At 32.4% G+C, this 20,814-nt stretch carries 23 protein-coding genes and 1 pseudogene; 5 read left to right on the forward strand and 19 right to left on the reverse strand.

Translation table 11 applies throughout. The features are described 5' to 3' along the window. Nucleotides 1-77: 77 nt before the first annotated feature. Both BOW57_RS02190 and BOW57_RS02195 read right to left on the reverse strand, forming a co-directional pair. Nucleotides 78-1,136: a phytase gene (locus BOW57_RS02190; RefSeq protein ID WP_129052889.1), complete on the reverse strand. Its 1,059-nt coding sequence runs from the start codon at nucleotides 1,134-1,136 to the stop codon at nucleotides 78-80. Nucleotides 1,137-1,210: 74 nt separating this feature from the next. Beyond that, on the reverse strand, nucleotides 1,211-4,021 hold the full coding sequence (locus BOW57_RS02195; RefSeq protein WP_129052890.1) for a TonB-dependent receptor: 2,811 nt from the start codon (nucleotides 4,019-4,021) through the stop codon (nucleotides 1,211-1,213). A gap of 233 nt (nucleotides 4,022-4,254) precedes the next feature. On the opposite strand from BOW57_RS02195, the gene BOW57_RS02200 reads away from it, so the two are divergent. Further along, nucleotides 4,255-5,355, forward strand: a complete 1,101-nt coding sequence (locus BOW57_RS02200; RefSeq protein WP_129052891.1) for a DUF4407 domain-containing protein — start codon at nucleotides 4,255-4,257, stop codon at nucleotides 5,353-5,355. 142 nt (nucleotides 5,356-5,497) lie between these two features. On the opposite strand, the gene BOW57_RS02205 is transcribed toward BOW57_RS02200, so the two are convergent. From BOW57_RS02205 to ruvC, 8 genes and pseudogenes are all read right to left on the reverse strand, one after another. Beyond that, complete coding sequence (locus BOW57_RS02205) at nucleotides 5,498-6,217, reverse strand: PH domain-containing protein (RefSeq protein ID WP_089052464.1); 720 nt, start codon at nucleotides 6,215-6,217, stop codon at nucleotides 5,498-5,500. 108 nt (nucleotides 6,218-6,325) lie between these two features. After that, nucleotides 6,326-6,694, reverse strand: a complete 369-nt coding sequence (locus BOW57_RS02210; RefSeq protein WP_089057348.1) for an MmcQ/YjbR family DNA-binding protein — start codon at nucleotides 6,692-6,694, stop codon at nucleotides 6,326-6,328. A 6-nt stretch (nucleotides 6,695-6,700) separates the two neighbouring features. After that, nucleotides 6,701-7,051 (reverse strand): DUF4260 domain-containing protein, encoded by a 351-nt coding sequence (locus tag BOW57_RS02215; protein ID WP_129052892.1) that lies wholly within the window; start codon nucleotides 7,049-7,051, stop codon nucleotides 6,701-6,703. After that, nucleotides 7,048-7,449 (reverse strand): GNAT family N-acetyltransferase, encoded by a 402-nt coding sequence (locus BOW57_RS02220; RefSeq protein WP_129052893.1) that lies wholly within the window; start codon nucleotides 7,447-7,449, stop codon nucleotides 7,048-7,050. The genes BOW57_RS02215 and BOW57_RS02220 overlap by 4 nt, the downstream gene beginning before the upstream one ends. Before the next feature lie 158 nt (nucleotides 7,450-7,607). Further along, complete coding sequence (locus BOW57_RS02225) at nucleotides 7,608-8,393, reverse strand: cyclase family protein (protein ID WP_129052894.1); 786 nt, start codon at nucleotides 8,391-8,393, stop codon at nucleotides 7,608-7,610. Nucleotides 8,394-8,480: 87 nt separating this feature from the next. Further along, nucleotides 8,481-9,635, reverse strand: coding sequence for a radical SAM family heme chaperone HemW (hemW, locus tag BOW57_RS02230; protein WP_129052895.1), 1,155 nt, complete (start codon nucleotides 9,633-9,635; stop codon nucleotides 8,481-8,483). A gap of 147 nt (nucleotides 9,636-9,782) precedes the next feature. Continuing rightward, nucleotides 9,783-10,154, reverse strand: a pseudogene (locus BOW57_RS02235) (four helix bundle protein). 116 nt (nucleotides 10,155-10,270) lie between these two features. Beyond that, the gene (gene ruvC, locus BOW57_RS02240; protein ID WP_089052719.1) at nucleotides 10,271-10,825 is read right to left on the reverse strand and encodes a crossover junction endodeoxyribonuclease RuvC; all 555 of its coding nucleotides are present in this window, start codon (nucleotides 10,823-10,825) and stop codon (nucleotides 10,271-10,273) included. A 104-nt stretch (nucleotides 10,826-10,929) separates the two neighbouring features. Here ruvC and BOW57_RS02245 point away from each other — a divergent pair, with 104 nt between their 5' ends. Next, nucleotides 10,930-11,874, forward strand: coding sequence for a lysylphosphatidylglycerol synthase domain-containing protein (locus BOW57_RS02245; protein ID WP_129052896.1), 945 nt, complete (start codon nucleotides 10,930-10,932; stop codon nucleotides 11,872-11,874). Further along, nucleotides 11,871-12,974, forward strand: a complete 1,104-nt coding sequence (locus BOW57_RS02250) for a glycosyltransferase (RefSeq protein WP_129052897.1) — start codon at nucleotides 11,871-11,873, stop codon at nucleotides 12,972-12,974. The genes BOW57_RS02245 and BOW57_RS02250 overlap by 4 nt, the downstream gene beginning before the upstream one ends. 17 nt (nucleotides 12,975-12,991) lie before the next feature. On the opposite strand, the gene BOW57_RS02255 is transcribed toward BOW57_RS02250, so the two are convergent. Together BOW57_RS02255 and BOW57_RS02260 are read right to left on the reverse strand one after the other, a co-directional pair. Next, nucleotides 12,992-13,477, reverse strand: coding sequence for a hypothetical protein (locus tag BOW57_RS02255; RefSeq protein ID WP_089052473.1), 486 nt, complete (start codon nucleotides 13,475-13,477; stop codon nucleotides 12,992-12,994). Between the two features lie 48 nt (nucleotides 13,478-13,525). Beyond that, nucleotides 13,526-13,756 (reverse strand): hypothetical protein, encoded by a 231-nt coding sequence (locus BOW57_RS02260; RefSeq protein WP_129052898.1) that lies wholly within the window; start codon nucleotides 13,754-13,756, stop codon nucleotides 13,526-13,528. Nucleotides 13,757-13,959: 203 nt separating this feature from the next. On the opposite strand from BOW57_RS02260, the gene BOW57_RS02265 reads away from it, so the two are divergent. Then, nucleotides 13,960-14,460, forward strand: a complete 501-nt coding sequence (locus tag BOW57_RS02265) for a DUF456 domain-containing protein (protein ID WP_129052899.1) — start codon at nucleotides 13,960-13,962, stop codon at nucleotides 14,458-14,460. A gap of 274 nt (nucleotides 14,461-14,734) precedes the next feature. Then, complete coding sequence (locus BOW57_RS02270; RefSeq protein ID WP_089052476.1) at nucleotides 14,735-15,337, forward strand: DUF937 domain-containing protein; 603 nt, start codon at nucleotides 14,735-14,737, stop codon at nucleotides 15,335-15,337. Nucleotides 15,338-15,400: 63 nt separating this feature from the next. On the opposite strand, the gene BOW57_RS02275 is transcribed toward BOW57_RS02270, so the two are convergent. The 7 genes from BOW57_RS02275 to BOW57_RS02305 all read right to left on the reverse strand — a co-directional run bounded on the left by BOW57_RS02275 (nucleotide 15,401) and on the right by BOW57_RS02305 (nucleotide 20,798). Beyond that, nucleotides 15,401-16,309 (reverse strand): pseudouridine synthase, encoded by a 909-nt coding sequence (locus BOW57_RS02275; protein ID WP_089052477.1) that lies wholly within the window; start codon nucleotides 16,307-16,309, stop codon nucleotides 15,401-15,403. Nucleotides 16,310-16,518: 209 nt separating this feature from the next. Further along, nucleotides 16,519-17,475, reverse strand: coding sequence for a geranylgeranylglycerol-phosphate geranylgeranyltransferase (locus tag BOW57_RS02280; RefSeq protein WP_089052478.1), 957 nt, complete (start codon nucleotides 17,473-17,475; stop codon nucleotides 16,519-16,521). A gap of 61 nt (nucleotides 17,476-17,536) precedes the next feature. Next, nucleotides 17,537-18,127, reverse strand: coding sequence for a DUF502 domain-containing protein (locus BOW57_RS02285; RefSeq protein WP_089052479.1), 591 nt, complete (start codon nucleotides 18,125-18,127; stop codon nucleotides 17,537-17,539). Between the two features lie 73 nt (nucleotides 18,128-18,200). Then, nucleotides 18,201-19,139, reverse strand: a complete 939-nt coding sequence (locus tag BOW57_RS02290) for a mevalonate kinase (protein ID WP_089052480.1) — start codon at nucleotides 19,137-19,139, stop codon at nucleotides 18,201-18,203. 3 nt (nucleotides 19,140-19,142) lie between these two features. Next, nucleotides 19,143-19,448, reverse strand: a complete 306-nt coding sequence (locus BOW57_RS02295) for a type II toxin-antitoxin system RelE/ParE family toxin (protein ID WP_129052900.1) — start codon at nucleotides 19,446-19,448, stop codon at nucleotides 19,143-19,145. Then, complete coding sequence (locus BOW57_RS02300) at nucleotides 19,448-19,666, reverse strand: hypothetical protein (protein WP_089057363.1); 219 nt, start codon at nucleotides 19,664-19,666, stop codon at nucleotides 19,448-19,450. Before BOW57_RS02300 ends, BOW57_RS02295 begins: the two co-directional genes overlap by 1 nt. A gap of 31 nt (nucleotides 19,667-19,697) precedes the next feature. Beyond that, nucleotides 19,698-20,798, reverse strand: a complete 1,101-nt coding sequence (locus BOW57_RS02305) for a diphosphomevalonate/mevalonate 3,5-bisphosphate decarboxylase family protein (RefSeq protein WP_129052901.1) — start codon at nucleotides 20,796-20,798, stop codon at nucleotides 19,698-19,700. Nucleotides 20,799-20,814 lie beyond the last annotated feature (16 nt).

A 20,814-nucleotide genomic window follows, 5' to 3' on the forward strand; every position in this document is an offset into this window, starting at 1 on the left:
TGGCTTCGACTTCGCTCAGCCTGACAAAACAGGTAGGAATTAAAAAGCTGAAGACTAAAAAACGGAATACTGACCACTTATTTCTTCCCTTCGTCAATACGTTTTTGGATTAAATCCCAAGTGTAGTAATGAAATGTCATTCCGTTGCTCATCGCTACGAAAAGTCCGTTTTTGTATTTTGGTCCTAAGTTTACACTTGTAACATCGGCTCCATCACATTCAATTGTTGAGGTTGGAACTTCTGCCAATAAAGGATGATTGTTTGGATTTCCGTTTGCACCTTCTCTCGGATAAACCATAAAAGAATTTGCTTGTTGATTAGATACTAAAATGTAACCTGTAGAATCTGTTTTTTTGTAGATTGCAATTCCTTCATGATCAGCTTTGAAATCTTTTTGACCAAAAAAAGCTAGTTCTTTATTGTCATTTAAAGCAGGATCAGCTTTGTATTTTCTAATTCCAACTTGTTCGTCGCAATAGTAAACAAAACCTAATTCGTTATCAACTGCAATAGCTTCGATTTCTTTCTTTCCGCTGTAAGTTCCAAATTTACGAACCACTTTTGCCACAGCAAATTTTCCGTTTCCAGAAAGCTCATATTGCCATAAATAACTTCCAGAAGGTCCTGTTTTTCTTCCTACAATAGCAAAAATCTTTTGATCGCTTGGGCGTGTATATAGAGAAACTCCCATAGGATCACGCAAAGATTCATCTTCAAAAACTTCAATTCCGCCGTTATCAATAGGTTCTAAATCCGGCAAACTGAAGATTCTAATTTTGTTGCTTTCACGTTCTGTTGTAACCGCAATATCTACTTTTTTTCCGTCGATGATTAATCCGTAAGCGATATCAACATTGTTAGGACGTTTTAGAGTAATTGATTTTTTAAGGATTTTTCCATTCAAATCAAAAGCATATAAAGCTCCGTCGGTATCTTTATCTGTTCCCACAATAATACTTTTTGAAGCATCAGTTGGGTGAATCCATATCGAAGGATCATCAGTATCATGAGGCAAAGCTTCGGTAACAGTTGTTGGTTTTACTGCATTTGGTTGAATTGGAGCTAATTTGTCGTCTTTACAAGCAGTAAAGGCAAGACTTATAAGTAAGAAAGCAAGTATCGATTTATTTTTCATTTTGGTATTTTATTTTAAATGAATTAGACAGAACTGCTGAGTCCTGTCTAATTTAGTAGTTTTTATAATTGATTTTACAAGTCTAGTTTCAATCCAAAATTGTAACGAGCTTGGTAATATTCAGCTTGTTTAGTGTGAGCAGAAACTCCTTGATAGTAACGTAAAGGCTGATTTGTTAAATTGTTTGCCTCAGCAAAAACACGAAGCTGTTTTGTAATCTTGAAAGAAGCATTTGCATCCAAGAAAAACTGTTTATCATAGTAACTGTCTTTGTAAGATTCTGAACCCAATTCATCTAAATAATCAGAAGTAAAGTTGGTTGAAATTCTAGCAGAAAAACGTTTGTTTTCCCAAGACAAAGATCCGTTAAACATATGAGGAGTTGTTCCTGGAAGACTAATGTTGTTTCTTTCGTTTCCATCTTCATCAGAAATTCCTTTTGCTTTAGATTTAGTGTACGTATAGTTTAAATAGATACCAAAACCTTTTAAGAATTTACCTGGAAGAAAATCTAACTGACGTTGAAAAGCAACTTCAAATCCGTAAACATCAACTTTATCACCATTTCTAGATTGTAAAAATGACCAGTTTTCGCCAGCAGGAATTGGGTTTATCTGATTTGGAAAATCAGCAGCAAATTTTACGCTGTCGTATTGATTGTCGCTGTAGTTATAGATAAAATCATTTAATCTTTTGTAAAAAACACCTCCAGAAATCAAACCAACTGATTTGAAATAATTCTCGGCCATGAAATCATAATTGTAAGAGTAAGTAGCGTCAAGATCAGGATTTCCTGCCGTGATTTCTTTATCAGCAGCAATATTGTTTACATATGGTGCCAGTGCATAGTAGTTTGGTCTTGCCAGCGCCGTTGTTGCAGCCGCTCTTAAAACTAAATCTTTAGTAGCATTATATTGGAATGAAATACTTGGTAATAAATTAGTGTAAGAGTTTGTAGTGTTGATTTGGCTTTCTAATTCCTCTTCGTCTAAAACTCTGTTTCCTGTATAATCAATGTGAGTATTTTCAACACGGAAACCTAAAACCATAGAAAGTTTATCGTTAAAATCTTGATCCCATCTCACGTATGCAGCAGTAATTCTTTCTTTAGCATTATAGTTTACCGCTAAATATTCAGCCGGATCAGTTTCTTTGTCAAATAATGATGCATTGTTTAAGTCTAAACTTCCTAAGAAATCTTTAGAAGCAAAAGTTCCTGGTACATATTTACTTCCCGGATTAAAGTTTTTTCCATCAAAATAACTAGTTGGAACTTCAGATAATAATCCCATTCCGTCATTGATTGGTTCGTAAGAATAGAAATTATTGTTTCTTTCTTTTTCCTTTAAACGTAGTCTCAGTCCAGTTCTTAACCTTCCTTTTTCTCCTGCAATTACTGAGAAAGGAAAACGGATATTTACTTTAGCCCCAAATTCACTTTCGCTAGTTTCATCTGTGTTTTCGGTAACCGAATCAAATTTGAATTTATCTGTAGATTCTCCAACAGTTGTCAGTAAAGGAAATCTTGGATCAGATAAATCTTCCATCATTTCTAGACCTTTTTGACGGTATTCGATATAACGTTCTTGCGGACGATATTCTCTTGCTTTTGCATAGTTTGCCGACCAATCTAAATCTAATTTTGAGTTAATCAAATGCTCTCCTCTAATAGAATAATTTTGTACACGCTGGTCTTCTAATCTTCTGTTTTTATTTCGGTTATTGTCAACACCACCTTTCGTCTGACGTTTTACGCGACCTTCAAAACCAGTAATTTTTTCACCATTATAAATTGGTTCAATATCATCATAAGTAGTTCTGAAACGATTTTCTCTATCGTCTCTCCAGTTGTAAATAGCATTTGCAAAAATGGTATTGTTTTCGTCAAATTTATAATCTAAAGCAACAGATCCGCTTCGACGAATACGCTGTACATCGTATTTTCTAATCTCAGAAGCCTGAAGATATTCATTTCCGAAATCATCCTTTACCCATTCGTTTTCGATATTATCAGAACCATAATCAACATTGTTGTACGATCCACTGAAAACAGCACCAAGTTTGTTGTCTAAAAAGCGATTTCCATAAACAAAACCTGCTGTATAAGAAGCGTGTTCACGAATTGGTAAATAACCTCCAGCCAAAGTTGCCGAGATTCTTTCTCCATTTGGAGTTGCTCTTGTTATTAAATTTACAGAACCTCCAATCGCATCAGCATCCATATCCGAAGTCAAAGTTTTGTTAACCTCAATAGTCGAAATCATATCAGACGGAATCAAGTCCATTTGTACATTTCTATTGTCTCCTTCTGCAGATGGAATTCGGTCACCATTTAAAGTAACTGAGTTTAAAGATGGAGCAAGTCCTCTAATGATAATGTTACGAGCCTCACCCTGATCATTTTGCATTGTAATACCTGGAACACGTTTTAAAGCATCACCAACATTGGCGTCAGGAAAACGTCCCACTTGATCAGATGAAATTACGTTTCCGATATTTTTATTGTTTTTTTGTTGATTCAAAGCTTTAGCCTGACCTTTTAAAATATCGCCGACTACAACTTCATTAAGTTCAGTTCCCGAAGTTTTAAGAGCAAAATCAAGTACATTGTTTTTGCCTTGTTCAACAGTGATTTCTTTTGTTATTGCCGTATAACCAATATATTTCACTTCAACTTTATAAGTACCAGCATTGATGTTTAATAATTCAAAACGACCATTGTAATCTGAAACTGTGTATTTGTTTTCACCTGTTATTTGAATCATTGCTCCCGGCAGCGGAAGTTTATCGTCTATATCTAATACTTTTCCTGATATTATTGCTTTTTGAGCAAACCCAGAAAAGGTCAAAAATAAAAACGTTAGTAATAAGTAGAATTTTTTCATTGTTTTTTAGTTTGATTTTGGTTGCGAAACTAGAACCTAAGTATTACTAAAAGCCTTTAAAAAAATTAACAAAAGGTTATAATTAATCAAATATGACTGAAAATTATTAATGTTAAAATAACATTTATTACACAGAGTATTTGTTCCAAGTAAAAAGAAATCAAGTATTTATCTCAGATTTGAATTTTTGGCGTTAAATTTGCCTTATCAATCACAATCAAAAATCATCAATCATGTTAAAACAATTTTTCATCTTATGTTCTGGAGCCGACAGAGATTTACTCGAAGGCTGCTCTGAAGGCGAACAAACCAAATATGTTGGTATTGGCGCCACCGTTTTTTTTACTGCTGTAATGGCGTTTTTAGCCAGTGCATATGCACTTTTTACTGTTTTTGACTCTATTTATCCAGCTCTGATTTTTGGATTTGTATGGAGTTTGTTAATCTTCAATTTAGATCGTTTTATTGTCTCTACAATCAAGAAGAGAGATCGTTTTTTTGACGAATTTCTGCAGGCAACGCCTAGAATTATGCTGGCAATTATTATTGCGATCGTAATTTCGAAACCATTAGAAATTAAAATTTTCGAAAAAGAAATCAATACCGTTTTATTGAAGGAAAAAAACGAAATGGAATTAGCCAATAAAAAACAAATTGGTACTTATTTCAAATCAGATTTAGATAAAAACAAAGGAGAGATTGCTGCGCTAAAAGCTGATATTGTAAAAAAAGAGAAAGAAGTTAACGCTTTATATTCAACTTATATTACAGAAGCGGAAGGAACTGCTGGAACTAAAAAACTAGGAAAAGGACCAGTTTATAAAGAAAAACGCGAAAAACACGATGCCGCTTTAAAGGAATATGAAACTTTAAAAGCAGCAAACGAAGCAAAAATTGCAGAGAAAGAAAAGGCTGGTAAACAATTGCAAATCGATTTAGACAAAAAAGTTTCGCAGACTCAGCCCATTATTGAAGGTTTTGACGGATTAATGGCGCGCATAAATGCGTTGAATAAGCTGCCATGGCTGCCGTCGTTTTTTATAATGTTATTGTTTTTGGCAATTGAAACGTCTCCAATTATAGCCAAATTACTGGCGCCAAAAGGAGAGTTTGATTTTAAACAAGAAGAAGCTGAAACGGCTATGAAAGCGACTTTGGCTCAAAATAAATACCAACGTGATTTATTAGTTAAAACCAGTGCCGAAATGCATGATAAAGTTTATGCTGATATTGCCGAAGATAAAGGACTGTTTGATTTACAGCGAAAGAACGCAAAAGAACTACTGGAACTGCAGTCGCATAAATTTGTAGAAAAACAGAAAGCGACTTTATAAGTCGAAAGTCAAAAGTCGAAAGTCTGAAAGTCGTATTACATACTTAAAAAGTAAAAGCCAGAAATAGATAGATTCTATTTCTGGCTTTTTATTTTAGACAAAGTCAAAAGACTTTAAGACCTTCGACTTTTGACTTTAAGACTTACATATAACTTAAAATCTCTTTTTTAAAAGTGTCATATTCGCCTTGCATGATTAAACCATTATCAAGAAGTTTTTTGTAATTCTGTAATTTGTCAAAAAGTTCTTCTTTAGATAAATCGGCTAATTTGCGTTCGCCGGCAGGCTGACTTGGTTGAGTTGGAAGTGGTTCAAACGTTTCAGTATAAGTTGGTGCCGCTGGTAAAATTTCAGCAAAACTTGTTACTTCTTCCGTTTCAACTTCTTCAACCTCTTCAACTTCATCAATTTCCTCTTCGTATTCTGGCTCAACAACTTCTTCAATTGGTGTTGCCGTTACAACGGGATTTTTCAAGATATCTAATTGCTCTTTAGCATAAGTAAAAATCTTTCTAGCTTGAATTTTCGGAATATAATCTATAGAAGCTTGAATGTCTGTTTTAGTAGAAAAAGAAAATTCTGAACCTAAAATATTTTCTTTTACAAAAGTACCAACAATTTCATCCCAAGTATAATCTGTAAAATCCATCGAAAGTCCTAAGTTTTTAGGCTTACAAATAATAATACGTTTGTTTGTTAATACTATGCTGTCTGGAAAAACAGTAATTGCAGGTTTTTTTTGAACGGCTATATATCCAACTTCTTCACCTTTCATCAATAAATCTGTAAGTTTTGAAGTGATTTTTTCAATCGCTTTTGGATCTTGTTCTTCGTTCAGAAATTTTTTAAATTGTTCTTTCATATTTTTATAAGTTACTAAGTTACACAGTAACTGAGTTGCTAAGTTTTTTTCTTACCGTGCAAATGTAATGCCTAATTTTTTAATTGCTCCGCCAGTTCGGTAAAAAAATTACCTCGGGTCGATAATTTCGTTCTGAATTTTCTTTGTCAAACTTTTGAAAACCAATTCGTACGAATGATCAATTAATTCCTTTACGAATTTAATGGGTAAATTTCCATTTAAAGCAACCGTATTCCAGTGCACTTTACTCATATGGAATCCGGGTTGTATTTCATCGTATTCGGCTCTGAGTTCCTGTGCACGTTCAGGATCACATTTTAAATTCACTGATTGTTCGTTTTTCTCCCATTGTGATAAAGAAGATAAAGCAAACATTTTTCCGCCCACTTTAAAAACCAAAGTATCTTCATCAAAAGGAAAATGTTCGCTGACACCCTTTTTTGAAAGACAATATTCATAAAACGTTTCTAAATTCATAATTTCTTATTTACCAATTTCACCTAAATGCGTGTATTTAAACCCTTTTTCATATTTCAATCCGTAACCAAATATCCGATCCATTGCCGAATGTGAAAATAAAATAATTCCAGCTAATTGAAAACTTTCAATACTGAAATAACATCCTAAACCATAAATTAAAAGTGCAATTCCTTTATGATGAAAAAGATTGTACAGAAATGCACCAGTTTTATTCCCCAAAGCATATCCAATCATAGATAGATCTGGAGCTAGAATTAAAGCCAAAAACCACCACCATTCATAACTTAAACGGTTAAAAAGAAAAATTCCAAAAATAAATAAAGCTGCTTCTTCGAGTTTTAAGACTGTTTTCATTTCACTATTTTTTCCATCATCTTTTCAGGATGATTCAGTTTTGTAAACCCGAATTTCTCGTATAAAAAATGAGCGTCGGTAGTTGCTAATCGCCAAAGCTTGACATTTTGAAGCTGCGTTTGGTTTATCATTGTTTCAATTAAAATCGAAGAATATCCTTTTCCGCGGTGCTCTTCTGTAATAAAAACGTCCATTACATAAGCAAAAACAACATAATCAGTAATCACGCGTGCAAAACCAATTTGTTTGTCATTTAAATAGATTCCAAAACAAAATGAAGCATCAATTGCAGTCTGAACTTCTTCAATAGTTCTCGGTGCAGCCCAATAAATAGCTGCCAAAAAGTTTTGTATAAACGAAACGTCGAGTTTTGTTTTATCTGTAGAGACACTAATCATAGTATATTGTTTTTTGCCACTAATTACACAAATTTGTCCGAATTTCTTTTTATTCTGCCACAGATTAAAGGATTAAAATGATTCAATCTGTGTAAATCTTCTAATCTGTGGCAAAAAAGTTTAATTAGTGTAAATTTGTGTAATTAGTGGCACCCTCATTAAATCTTATATAAAATAGGTTTTGATGGACTTGCATCATTTTCAAACGAAGCGATTTGAAGATTTAGTATATAATTTCCATCTTCAATTTCATCTGGAACATAAATCATTTCAGTAATTGTAGCATTTAATCGTGCATCAGAATTAAGATTATGCGTGTCTTTTACATTCCAAAACGCTTTGTGGGCTAATAATTTTCCTTCGTCATGTTCTTTATCAACGCTTGGTAAATCGATCAATAAATGCTGAATTTCGCTTTCGCGGATGAAAATCGCAGCTTCTTCAGACAAATATGGCGGATTTGTATTCGAGTATTTTTTTGATTTTTTATCCTTTTGATTTGGAAGTGTCCTAATAATTAAAGCCTCGCTTGTCACGCTGAGCGAAGTCGAAGCCCCTTCAGTTGTCATATTGAGCGAAGTCGAAATGTGTTCTTTAGTAATTACATAATCATCTCCAATTTTAACAGGTTCAATCGTAATCAATTTAGCAAAAAAGAAAAACTGTTTCAGTGATTGATTAATACTGTAAAAATCATTAGTAATATGTCCTAAACATTCCGTGTGCGTTCCATGCCCATGCGGATTGAAGAATATGTTATTAAAATTTGTAGAAGATTTCCCTTCAGAAACTTTCCCAATCCAGTCGCCAAAAATAACAGGTTCAATAACTGGTTTTTCGATATACCAAGCAATCGGGTTTTCGTCTGTATTGGTCAATGGAATCGATATATCAATAGGTTTTGATAAGTCGATTTGATATTTATTGTCTAAAAGTGCAAGCATAATGGAACACGGATTTTACGGATATTCTAACGCAGATTTTACGGATTTATCAGCGTTGCTTGTATCCGTTTTATCAGCGTTCAATTTTTATTCTTCCAAATTTAAATAAAATAAATCTGAAGCAATTCCATCCGTTAAGAATTTTCCTTTTGGTGTTGGTTTTAGAATGTTGTTTTCAATAGAAAGTAAATCGTCATCTAAAAATTTCTGAGATTGTTTTTTGAGATAATTCAAATATTCTAAACCAAATTCCTTTTCGATTCTTTCTAAAGAAACGCCCCAAATCGTTCGTAATCCCGTCATAATATATTCATTATAACGATCAGAAATAGTAAGAACTTCAGTTTCAATTGGAAGTTCGTTGTTTTGAATTGCTTTTAAATACAATGAATTATTGGCAATATTCCAGCCTCTTTTTTCGCCGTCATAACTATGTGCCGAAGGTCCGATTCCGATATATTTTTTACCAAGCCAATAAGCCGAATTGTTTTTGGAGAAGTAATTCTCTTTTCCAAAATTGGATAATTCGTAATGAATAAAACCATTTTTCTGAAGCGTATCCACCAAAATCATAAAATGATTCGAAGCCGCTTCGTCTTGCGGTTCAGCAATTTTACCAGTTTGAATTAATTTGCTTAAGGCCGTTTTTGGTTCAACTGTTAAAGCATAACTCGAAATATGCGGAATGCCAAAATTTAAAGCGGTTTCAATATTTTGTTTCCACATTTCGTCAGTCATTCCCGGAATGCCATAAATTAAATCAAGCGAAATATTATCAAAATACTTCGTTGCTTCTTCCAAACATTTTTTGGCTTCGACCGAATTATGTGCACGATTCATCATCTTCAAATCTTCTTCATAAAAAGACTGAATCCCAATGCTTAATCTATTTATAGGGCTTTTAGACAATTCCAAAATTCTTTCAGAAGATAAATCATCAGGATTTGCTTCCAAAGTAATTTCAGGGTTTTCTGAAACTTTATAGTTTTTATAAACTTCAGAAATTAAAAAGTTTATTTCGTCATTTGATAACACTGAAGGAGTTCCGCCACCGAAATATATAGTTTCTACAATCTCATTGTCACTTCGAGCGGAGTCGAGAAGCTCATTTTTGCGCATGGCAATTTCTTTAGCCAAAGCCAAAACCATTTCGTCTTTCTTTTTCATCGAAGTCGAAAAATGAAAGTCGCAGTAATGACAAGCCCGCTTGCAGAAAGGAATATGTATGTAGATACCGCTCATTTTGTAGTGTTCAGTGTTCAGTTTTTTTAGTATTCAGATTATTAGTGTTCAGTATTCAGGTTATTAGTATTCAGTTTTCTAATTTTCCGTGTTAGTTTGATGATTTTCAGTTTTTTTATGCACTTAGTACTAAAATCTGACCACTGATTACTCTTTTCTCACTCCAAACTTCTCTGGATTTAAAAGCATATAGTTTAATAATTTACCTATTTCAATACTTTCAGATAAAAGTTCATTATATTATTCGTTTGAAATATATTTACAAGCAAAAGCAAATTCAAGCCAAACTTGTGTCTCAGAATTTTCGCCATCAGAATCGGTTAATTTACTGTAAAAATGTTTTGGATAAATGCGTTTTCTGTAAGCTTCGGCAATAGTAACTGGAACACTTCTAGATGAGCGTCTTATCTGATCGGTTAATGAATAAGTTTCTTCTTTTGGAAACTGTTTTGTAATATTGAATATCTTCATTGCTAAAGAAAAAGACTTTTTGTAAGCTAATAAATCTTGAAATCTCATCATTTTTTTTATTCATAATGATTTTTCTATAGGAAAATTACAAACAAAACAATAATTGTTTTCGACCTAATAATTGAATACTAAGAACTGATCACTAAAAATCTGACCACTGATCACTATTTTTTCACTCGTTCCTCATTTTGTTTCACAAAAGCATCCCAGCCCGAATAACTTTTCCCCGCAACGACTTTTCCTGAATTAAAGAAATGACAAACTGCAGCCGCCAAACCATCTGTTGAATCTAGATTTTTAGGTAATTCTTTTAAACCTAGAAGCTGTTGCAGCATTTTGGCAACCTGTTCTTTACTGGCATTTCCGTTTCCAGTAATCGCCATTTTTATCTTTTTTGGTTCGTATTCAGTAATCGGAATATCTCTCGAAAGTCCTGCTGCCATTGCGACGCCTTGTGCACGTCCTAATTTTAACATCGATTGTACGTTTTTGCCAAAGAAAGGCGCTTCAATTGCAATTTCGTCTGGATGATGCGTTTCGATTAATTCTATGGTACGTTCAAAAATGATTTTTAATTTTTGGTAATGATTGTCGTATTTGGACAATTGCAATTCGTTTAATTGCAAAAACTCCATTTTTTTATTGATAACTTTTATCAATCCAAAACCCATAATTGTGGTTCCAGGGTCAATACCTAATATGATGCGTTCTTTTGTCAATTGTTTTTTGTTTCAAGTTTCAAGTTTCAAGTTTTTTGAAAATCAAAACGATTCATTTTCTCATTTTCAAATTGCCACATTTCCAAATTGATTACTTTTGCGGCATGATTTCAATTCCTCACAAAGCTAAGCAATTCCTTGTTCTTCTGGTCAAACTTTTGATTGTAGGCGGCGCATTTTATTTTATTTACAATCAGCTGGCTAACAATGACAAATTAGACTGGAATAAGTTTATTGTTTTGTTCAAAAAAAATCAGTCGGTTTTAGGGGTTTCGTTTATTTTGCTTTTAAGCGTTTTGAATCGTTATTTTGAAATTTTAAAATGGCAGAATCTGGCTAAAGTAATTCATGAAATCTCGGTTTACGAATCTACAAAACAGGTTTTGGCCGCTTTAACAGCTGGAATTTTTACGCCAAACGGAGTGGGAGAGTACGCAGGGAAAGCATTGTATTATCCAAAATCTGATGCAAAAAAAGTAGTTTTCTTGAACTTAATCTGCAACGGAATCCAAATGATTTTAACGATCATTTTTGGAATTTTCGGATTGCTGTATTTCAATGCTCAGTTTAATGTTATCACCACCAAAACCGTTCTAATTCTATTTGGCGGATTTGTACTGCTTTTGATTCTATTGTTTTCAATTAAAAAAATAAAAGTAAAAGGATATTCGATTGAAAAACTGATTCATAAAATCAATGAAATTCCAAAGTCGGTTCATCAAAGAAATATCTTTTTAGGAATTTGCCGTTATTTGGTTTTTTCACATCAATATTACTTTTTGTTTTTAGGTTTTGATGTCGATCTGCCTTATTTAACTTTGATGGCAGCTATTACTTCTGTTTATTTTCTAGCTTCGTCTTTGCCAACATTTCAGTTTTTAGATTTTGCTGTAAAAGGAAGCGTTGCTATTTATTTCTTCGGAATTCTGGGCGTAAACGAATGGATTGTAATTTTTATCAGCACGTTAATGTGGTTTTTAAATGTTGTCTTGCCAGTTGTTTTAGGAAGTTATTTCGTGCTGAATTTTAAGACCAAAACAGCAGAATGATTTTTGCGTTATTCTCGATAGCAGCAATTTACACTTTTAGCATTTATTTACTTGTTTATGGTTTTTTTAAAGTAAAGCAATATCAAAAAACAGATTTAAGTCCAAGAACAAGCTTTACGATTATAGTTCCGTTTCGAAATGAGAAAGAAAATCTTCCATATCTTCTGCAGAGTTTTTCAAAGCTAAATTATCCAAAAGATTTATTCGAAGTAATTTTAGTCGATGATAGTTCAGAGGAAAAGTTTCAGGTCTCAAGTTTCAGGTTTCAAGTTTCAGTAATTGGCAACATCAGAATATCGAATTCTCCAAAAAAAGATGCGATTACAACCGCAATACAGCATGTAAAAACAGATTGGGTTATTACAACAGATGCTGATTGCATGGTGCCTGAAAACTGGCTTTTAACTTTTGATAATTATATTCAGGAGAATAAAGTTTCAATGCTTGCAGGAGCGGTTACGTATGAATGCGAGAATTCATTTTTACATGATTTTCAGCAATTAGATTTAACCAGTTTACAGGGTGCAACTATTGGGAGTTTTGGTTTGAATAAAGGTTTTATGTGTAATGGAGCTAATTTTGCCTACACAAAATCAATATTTGAACAGCTAAATGGCTTTGAAGGGAATGATAAAATTGCCAGCGGAGATGATGTTTTTTTGCTTCAAAAAGCGATTGAAAAATTCCCAGACCAGGTTCGTTATCTAAAAGCTAAAGAAGCAATTGTAAGCACAAAACCAACTGAAACTTGGAAATCTTTGTTTTATCAAAGGGTACGCTGGGCAGCTAAAACAAGTTCTTATAAAAGTAGTTTTGGAAAGTTTTTGGGTTTAATTGTTTTCTTTGGAAATCTAAGTTTTGTAATTGGTTTTTTCTACTTCCTTTTTGGATTTAGGTCCTATTACATATTTGTTTTATTTGCTTTTTTTAAGTTTTCAGTAGATTTTGTGCTGCTTTATACAACCAATAAATTTTTATCAAAAAAGAGAATTAAAAGTCTTTTGTTAAGCAGTTTGCTATATCCTTTTTTTAGTTCAACAGTAGCTTTGTACAGCTTATTTGGATCGTATGAATGGAAAGATAGACGATTTAGAAGCTAAAACTTATTTAGAGAAAACTATTTCTCATCTTTTGCTTTAAGAATAACAGGTAAAATAAATTGTGTTTTTACTGGAATACCGCGTTTTATAGCAGGATTTATTTTTGGGAAATTAACTAAACGTGCATGAAGAATGCTGTCAATTTTTATAGTATCGTAAGCGACAGAATCTTTAGGAAACTGAGGTTCAAATTTCATAACAGCATTTGGAAAAATGGTTACTTTTACCTCAATAGTATCAAGTTCAGGATACATAATAGATAAGCTGTCAACGTTTAGTTTTTCTTGAATCAAGGTTGACATAACATCAAAAAAACACTTTTGGCGTTGTTTTTTATCGGTGATTTTTTCACAGTCGGCCACCGTTGGATATTCGTCAACTTCTTTCCAGTTTATAGATTTTAATTCTTTTTGAAGTAATTCTTTTTCAGACGGAACCTGCTTCTCAAAATATTGACAAGAATTAAAAAAAAGAATAATTAAAAGAAGGAAAAAATGTTTCAAGATTATGACGTTGTATTGAACAATGAAAAATAGGGTGTAAAAATACGATTATTTTTTTTGAGAAGCTTTGTATTCAAGATAATCTTCATAGCGCTCTGAAAGCCATTTTTCTTTGTTTTGTTCTGCAACTTGCTTTTGTTCAGGATATAAGTGAGCAAGTCGATCAGAAAAAGCGGCAATTCTTACGGTGTAATTATAAAACTCCGTTTTACTTAGAACAATATTAGGATCGTTTTTTCGATTAAAAAATTCAAAGAAAAGCGTATCAAATTCTTTCATAGAGAAATTTTGAACTTTTTTCTTATTACTTTTATAAATGCTGTCCTGAAGAAATTGATCTTGAGGTGAAAGTTTTTTTGTTTGTGCGCATAAACTTATGCTGATTGAAAAAAACAGAACTAAAAAAACAATAAATTGTGAGAGACGATTCATTTACTAATTTCGCTGCAAGTTTGTAAGCACAAAATTACAAAAAAATATATATGGATTTATTATTGTTGACGCTTGGTTTTATATGCATAATCATTGGCATTTTTGGAAGTTTTTTACCTGTTTTGCCTGGTTTGTCAAGTTGTTGGGTTGGTCTGCTTTTATTGTATTTAACGAAAGCTGTTGAGAATAATTATTGGGTATTAGGAATTACATTGCTGCTGACCGTAATTATTACAGTTTTAGATTATATAATTCCTGCTAAGGGAACCAAAAAATTTGGGGGCAGTTCTTACGGAGTTTGGGGAACTAATATTGGGCTGGTGGTTGGAATTCTTGCGCCTATTCCGTTTGGTGTAATTATTGGTCCTTTTGTTGGTGCTTTAGTAGGAGAAATGCTTTATGATTCTAAAAATCATCAACGTGCTTTTAAAGCGGCGACGGGTTCACTTCTTGGTTTTTTAGCTTCTAGTTTTATAAACTTTATGTTTTGTATGATTTATCTAGGTATTTTCATAACGATAGTTTGGCAGAATCGTTCGCTATTGTTTTAAATGTTAAAATTTATTTAAGCTTTTTCTTATTTTTTAATTTTTATCGATTATTTTCTTAAAATTTTATTTTTTAGCTTGCTTCTCAAGGCTTTATGTTTATTGAGACTTGCGCTGTTTTTTATAAATGCGTATAAATGTCATCGGTAAAATTTTAACTAATTTTTTGGATATGTTAGAATATTTTATATTTTTATCACGATAAACGATAAAAAGCCTCACTTTGTCGATTATTTTGAATGACTTTAAATAATTATTTTTTAAATAAGTTAATAGTATGACCCCAAACCTACAAATTGAACTTAGACGTTTTATTTCTTCTAATGTTGTTTCAAAGCTTAACAAATTTTATTTTGAAAATGATGCACTTTTAATAAAAGGAATCGATGTTTCAATAGGTACAGTTTTAATGGGATTGTACAATAAAGCTGAAGAATCTGGTTTTTATAAAGATATTGTATCGCTTATTGAAGATGATTCGACTTTTTATCAGGAAGTAGATTTCAATTCAGGGCGGATATTATCAGTAGATGACTGCTACCGTATAGAAGGAAATGCTTTGCTGAAAGAAATTTTCACCAATAAAAAGGGAAGGATTTCTGAAATGATTTCGAATGAAGTTGGTATTAAAAGCGAAACAGCCCGAGAAATTCTTAATTTTTCAGCTCTTTTAGTTATCTCGTATCTTAAAAATAATCTGCAATTACTGGATAGTTTAAAATTACTATTAGAAGAGCAAAAAAGAGATATCTTAAACAGTATTCAGCCGGGAATCAAAATAATTTTAGGATTTTCATGTTATGAAAATGTTGAGGATAAAAACCAAAATATAGGAAGATCTATTTTTACACTTTTTGGACATAACTTTTTTGCATTCTAAAAAAAATCCCGTCTTACAAAGTAAAACAGGATTTAATATTTTTAAACCTTTTTGAAAGATGTGTTAAGCATTTTTCAAATTGATAACTTCTTGGTCGGTTAAGAAACGCCAGTTTCCTCTTGGCAAATTCTTTTTCGTTAAGCCTGCAAAAGATACACGGTCTATACGAAGCACATCATAATCAAAATGTTCAAAAATGGCACGAACCACTTTTACATTTGATGAACGTAGTTTAAGACCTACTTCACTTTTTGCTTCTTTTTCGATGTAGCTTATTTCTTCAACAAAAACACGGTGCCCGTCAAGAACTAAACCTTTGCTGATTTTTTCTAAATCTTCAAATTTTAGATTTTTATCTAAAGAAACTTGATAGATTTTTGAAGATTTCTGACTTGGTAAAGTAAATTTACGGATCATATCAGTATCGTTTGTAAACAACAATAATCCTGTTGTATTTTTGTCCATTCTTCCTACAGGTGCAATTTTTGCGGTCGTAGAACCACGAACAAGCTCTAGAACGTTACGATATTCCTGCCCTTCATCAAGCGCAGTTGTAAAGTTTTTAGGTTTATTCAATAAAATGTATTCTTTCTTTTCAGGAGTTAAAGTAACACCATCAAAGTTTACAACATCATTTAATTTTACTAAATAACCCATTTCTGTAACTGGAACGCCGTTTACCTTAACGTTTCCAGACTGAATATATATATCAGCATCACGACGAGAGCAAACCCCTGAGTTTGAGATATATTTATTCAAACGAATCTCATCAGAAGCTTTCTGTCTTTTTGGTGCCTGATTTTGTTTCTTAATTTTTTGCTCCGCAGCTTCTTGTGCCGCTTTAACTTCAGGCTTCACTTTTTTCGGCCCTTGAGCGCGTTTCGCCATAGGAGGTTTTGGCTTGCTAGAGTTTGATCTTGAGCTGTTTGGTCTAGATCCGCCTCTTTTATTATTGCCTTCCTTATTGTTCATAAATTCTGTAATTTGTGCAAAGATAGTTTTTTCTGCCCAATTAATCTTAAGTTCTATGTTCTTAGATTAATAGCAATAAAATTTTAGTTGATTTAAAGCATAATACGCAGCTTTTTTTAGTTGAAATTTCCTATTTTTCGTTCCGCATATTTTATTTTTTGAATTGGAAAATAAATAGATTTCGAATTTAAACCTGTTTGAATTAACTTTTAGTAATTAGAGATCAATTCACGTCCGTGCCACAAAACACTTGGATTGATCAAAACAATGCAAAAAACTCCCGATACGATCAAGAATTTTAAAACATTATGTAACAATAAAAATTGTTCTTTAGAATTTGATTTCCACAGATAAAGCAGGAAAAAAAGCAAAACAATAAAACAGGTGTAAAAGTAAATGTCCATGTAGCCAACATCATAAATATTGACTAGAATATAAACCGGAATTACCGTTAAAAACGTCAAAATAGTGATGATCTGTTTAGATACTTTTTCGTTATAAATAATTGGAATTGTATGGTAATTATTAGCTAAATCTCCTTTTAGATTTTCTAAGTCTTTTATCATTTCTCTAATCAAAAGCAGTAAAAACAAGAACATTGCGTGTGCCGAAATTACGGCGAAATGGCTTCTGTGATTCTCAATTTCTTCAAATGAAATCGAATTGTAGAAATACAATAAAATGGCAAAAAAAGGAATAACAGCCATAAATGCAGCAGTTAAATTGCCTATAATGGGGTATCTTTTTATTTTATGAGAGTAAAACCAGATTATAAAAATATAAGCAGAAAAGAATAAAAAAGCCCTCCAAGAAACAATAAAAGCCATTAAAGCGGCTAAAAAATTTAGACTAAAATAGACTGATAATTTGGTTTTTTGACTGACCAATCGATCCAGCATTGATTTGTTGGGTCTGTTTATTAAGTCTTTTTGACTGTCATAAAAATTATTAATAATATAACCTGAGGCGATTGTTACGGCAGATGCAAAGACTATTAGAAATAAATTGAAATCAAGCAGAATGTCGAGTGCTCTTTTTTCTGGTGCTAAAATAAAAATTGCTGATAAATACTGCGCCAGAATAATAATCGGAATGTTGTAACCACGAACCACAGAGAACAAACTTACAATTTTCATTAATAAAAGTTTGTGTTGTCTGCTTAACATGAGTTATAAGGGGATTGATTAGATTTAGGGGAAGTTAAAAGTTATTTTTTGATTCTGAAATTTAGAGTTTGTTTTTTAACAATTCTTTAGAGCCATAACCTAATTTTCGAATACAGGCTAGAGCTTGCTTTTGTGTAATTTGAATGTCTGTAATATCTTTTTTTTCAACAAAAACTACTGATCCGCTCCACGGATTTGGTGCGTCTGGAATAAAAACTGTAAATTGATTTTCATTTACCTGCTCTATTAAAAAAGCAAATTGCAAACCTGCATCAGTAGGAACTAAAATTACTTTTAAGTCTTCATTAGATTCAAATCCTAGAATGTTTTCATTCATGCTTTTCATAAAAGAATAACCTGGAACGAAACTCAAAATACCATCTTCTAGTTTCTGAACTAACTTTTTAGCATTTGCCGTTTTTGCCAATACTCCCGCAACAAAACAAATAAGAATTATAATCAGTATTCCAATAAGCTCTTGAATGGCAATTCCTAAAACATTTACTTTAGGGAAGCTGTTTACAAGAGGGAGTGTGGTTTTTTGAACGATGACATATCCTTTTTCTAATACAATCAGTAATACAACTAAAGGCACTAAAAATAGAATTCCTCCTAAAAAAGTTGCTTTGATAATTTTTAAAATACTTTTCATATTCAGTAACTTTTTTAGGATTAAATATTAGGAAAGTGTATTCAAATAATTATGCTTTTTAAGAAAATTAAACTTAAAACTGGTAAACTACTTCTAGCTTATAATCTTTTAAAGAGGCTTTTGCACGTTCTAAATCTTCAGTAAAACCAAGAATATATCCGCCGCCGCCAGAACCGCAAAGTTTCAAATAGTAATCGTTGGTGTCAATTCCGTTTTGCCAAATTCCGTGAAATTGCTCAGGAATCATTGGTTTAAAGTTATTTAAAACCACTTTAGAAAGCTTTTTTGTATTGGTAAACAATGATTTCATGTCTCCATGTAAAAAATTTTCTACGCAAGCATCTGTGTATTTTACGAATTGGTTTTTAAGCATCGTACGGAAACCTTTGTCTTTTAGGTTTTCCATGAAAATGTTAACCATCGGCGCAGTTTCGCCAACAATTCCAGAGTCTAATAAAAATACAGCGCCTTTTCCGTCAAAACTTTGAGTTGGAATTCCCGTTGCTTCAATATTATCTTTAGAATTAATTAAAATTGGAATGCTCAAATAACTGTTTAACGGATCTAAACCAGAACTTTTTCCGTGGAAAAAACTCTCCATTTGTGAAAATATGTTTTTTAACTGCAATAATTTTTCGCGAGTTAAATTCTCTAAAACCGTGATTTTGTTTGTAGCATATTTATCATAAATTGCTGCTACAAGTGCGCCGCTGCTTCCAACACCGTAACCTTGTGGAATACTAGAATCGAAGTACATTCCGGTTTCGACATCATTTTTTAAAGTGTCTAAATCAAAAGTAACCAATTCAGGCTGCTGTACATGCAAAACTTCAAGGTAAGAGGCAAAGCTTTTTAAACTTCTGTTTGATGCAATAGCTTCGGCCGAAGGTTCTTCAGACTTTTTTAATGCTCCGTTGTAAAAATTATAGGGAATAGAAAGTCCTTTAGAGTCGCGGATAATTCCGTATTCTCCAAAGAGTAATATTTTTGAGTAAAATAAGGGTCCTTTCATGATTTATTTTATGTCTTTCTTTATTTTATTTGGGTTTTGTCTGGTGTCGAAAATGTTGTGAATCCTTATTTCATTAGCACTAAAACTATATAATATACTCGATTGTTTTGTTACAACGCATTTTCGGTATTTCTTGCTTACGGATGATTTTGGAAAAATTTCTGGATTCATCATCATTATTGAAATTGCTTTTTCAAATTTGATGATAAATATCTTTTTTGATTTTTCTGACCATCTTGCTTCAATGAACTTTAAAACTGAATCTAAATTTTTCTCTGCTGTTTTTGAAAAACTTACTTTAAGATCCACTATCTGTACTTTTTCATAACATCCTCATAGCTTGTAAATTCTCCTCTTTCAAATTCTAATTCACTTTGAGCTATGTCTTCTTTTTGTTGATCTGTCAAATCATCCCACCAATCTTTTTTGTTTTTTCTAAGCAATTTTGCAACTGCCTTAATGATTGAAGGATCATCTGTTTCTTTCAACATCTCCATCGCTTCGCGTTTTTCTAATTGAATGTCCATAACTAAAAATTTAAATTAAAGATACGGAAAATTATAATGCAATAGCGCCCTCTCCAATTTTGTCGCAAATGTACTGACGATTCTGACAAAATACAACTAATTCTTCCTGAATAAATTGAAGCACTTTTTCGGTAACGTTTTCGGGATAAAGTACATGTACATTTGCGCCGGCATCAAGTGTAAAACATACCGGAATCTGGGTTTCATTTCTGAATTTCCAAATTGCATTTATGATTTGAAGTGTATTTGGCTTCATCAAAATAAAATACGGCATCGATGTCATCATCATCGCATGTAAAGTCAAAGCTTCACTTTCAACAACTTTAATGAATTCGTCTAAATTGCCGCTTTCAAAAATCGAAATTAACTGATCTAAGTTTTCATGAGCTTGAGCAAAACGTCTTTCAGCATAAGGATGATTGTGCATTAAATCGTGACCTACTGTACTTGAGACTTGTTTTTCGCCTTTATCAACTAACAAAATAGTATCCTGATAATTCTTGAAATTGTCATGAATCGTGTATGGAAATTCAACCCCAAACAAATCAGAACTTCCTTCAATATTAGATTGGTTTCCCCAAACAACTACCTTTCCTTTTACACTTCGGCAGGCACTTCCTGAACCTAAACGAGCCAAAAATGAAGCTTTTTGATAAAAATATTCATCAGTCATTTCAGGATTTAGCAATTTTTCCAAACTCATAAAATTCATTGCCAGAGCCGCCATTCCTGATGCCGATGAAGCAATTCCGGAACTGTGCGGAAATGTATTTTGTGTATCAATCGTAAAATGATAATCTTTCAAAAATGGCAGGTAAACTTCAACTCTTTCTAAAAACTTTTGAATTTTTGGTTTGAAATCTTCCTTTGGTTTTCCTTCAAAAAGTAAATCAAAAGAAAATTCATTTGTCACGTTGGGCGGAGTCAAAGCGCTTTTCTTAGAAAACCCTAATTTCGTAATTGTTTTACAATTGTTTAAAGTAAAACTTACCGATGGATTTGCCGGAATTTGATTGTCTTTTTTCCCCCAATATTTTACTAATGCAATATTGCTGGGAGCGCTCCACTCAAAGTTTCCGTTTTCGATTGTTGAAGTATATGGATTTGGAATAAAATCAGCTGCTGTAAACATGAATTATAAAATTTTG

The organism is Flavobacterium sp. YO64, assembly GCF_004119505.1.
GTDB classification, from domain to species: domain Bacteria; phylum Bacteroidota; class Bacteroidia; order Flavobacteriales; family Flavobacteriaceae; genus Flavobacterium; species Flavobacterium oncorhynchi.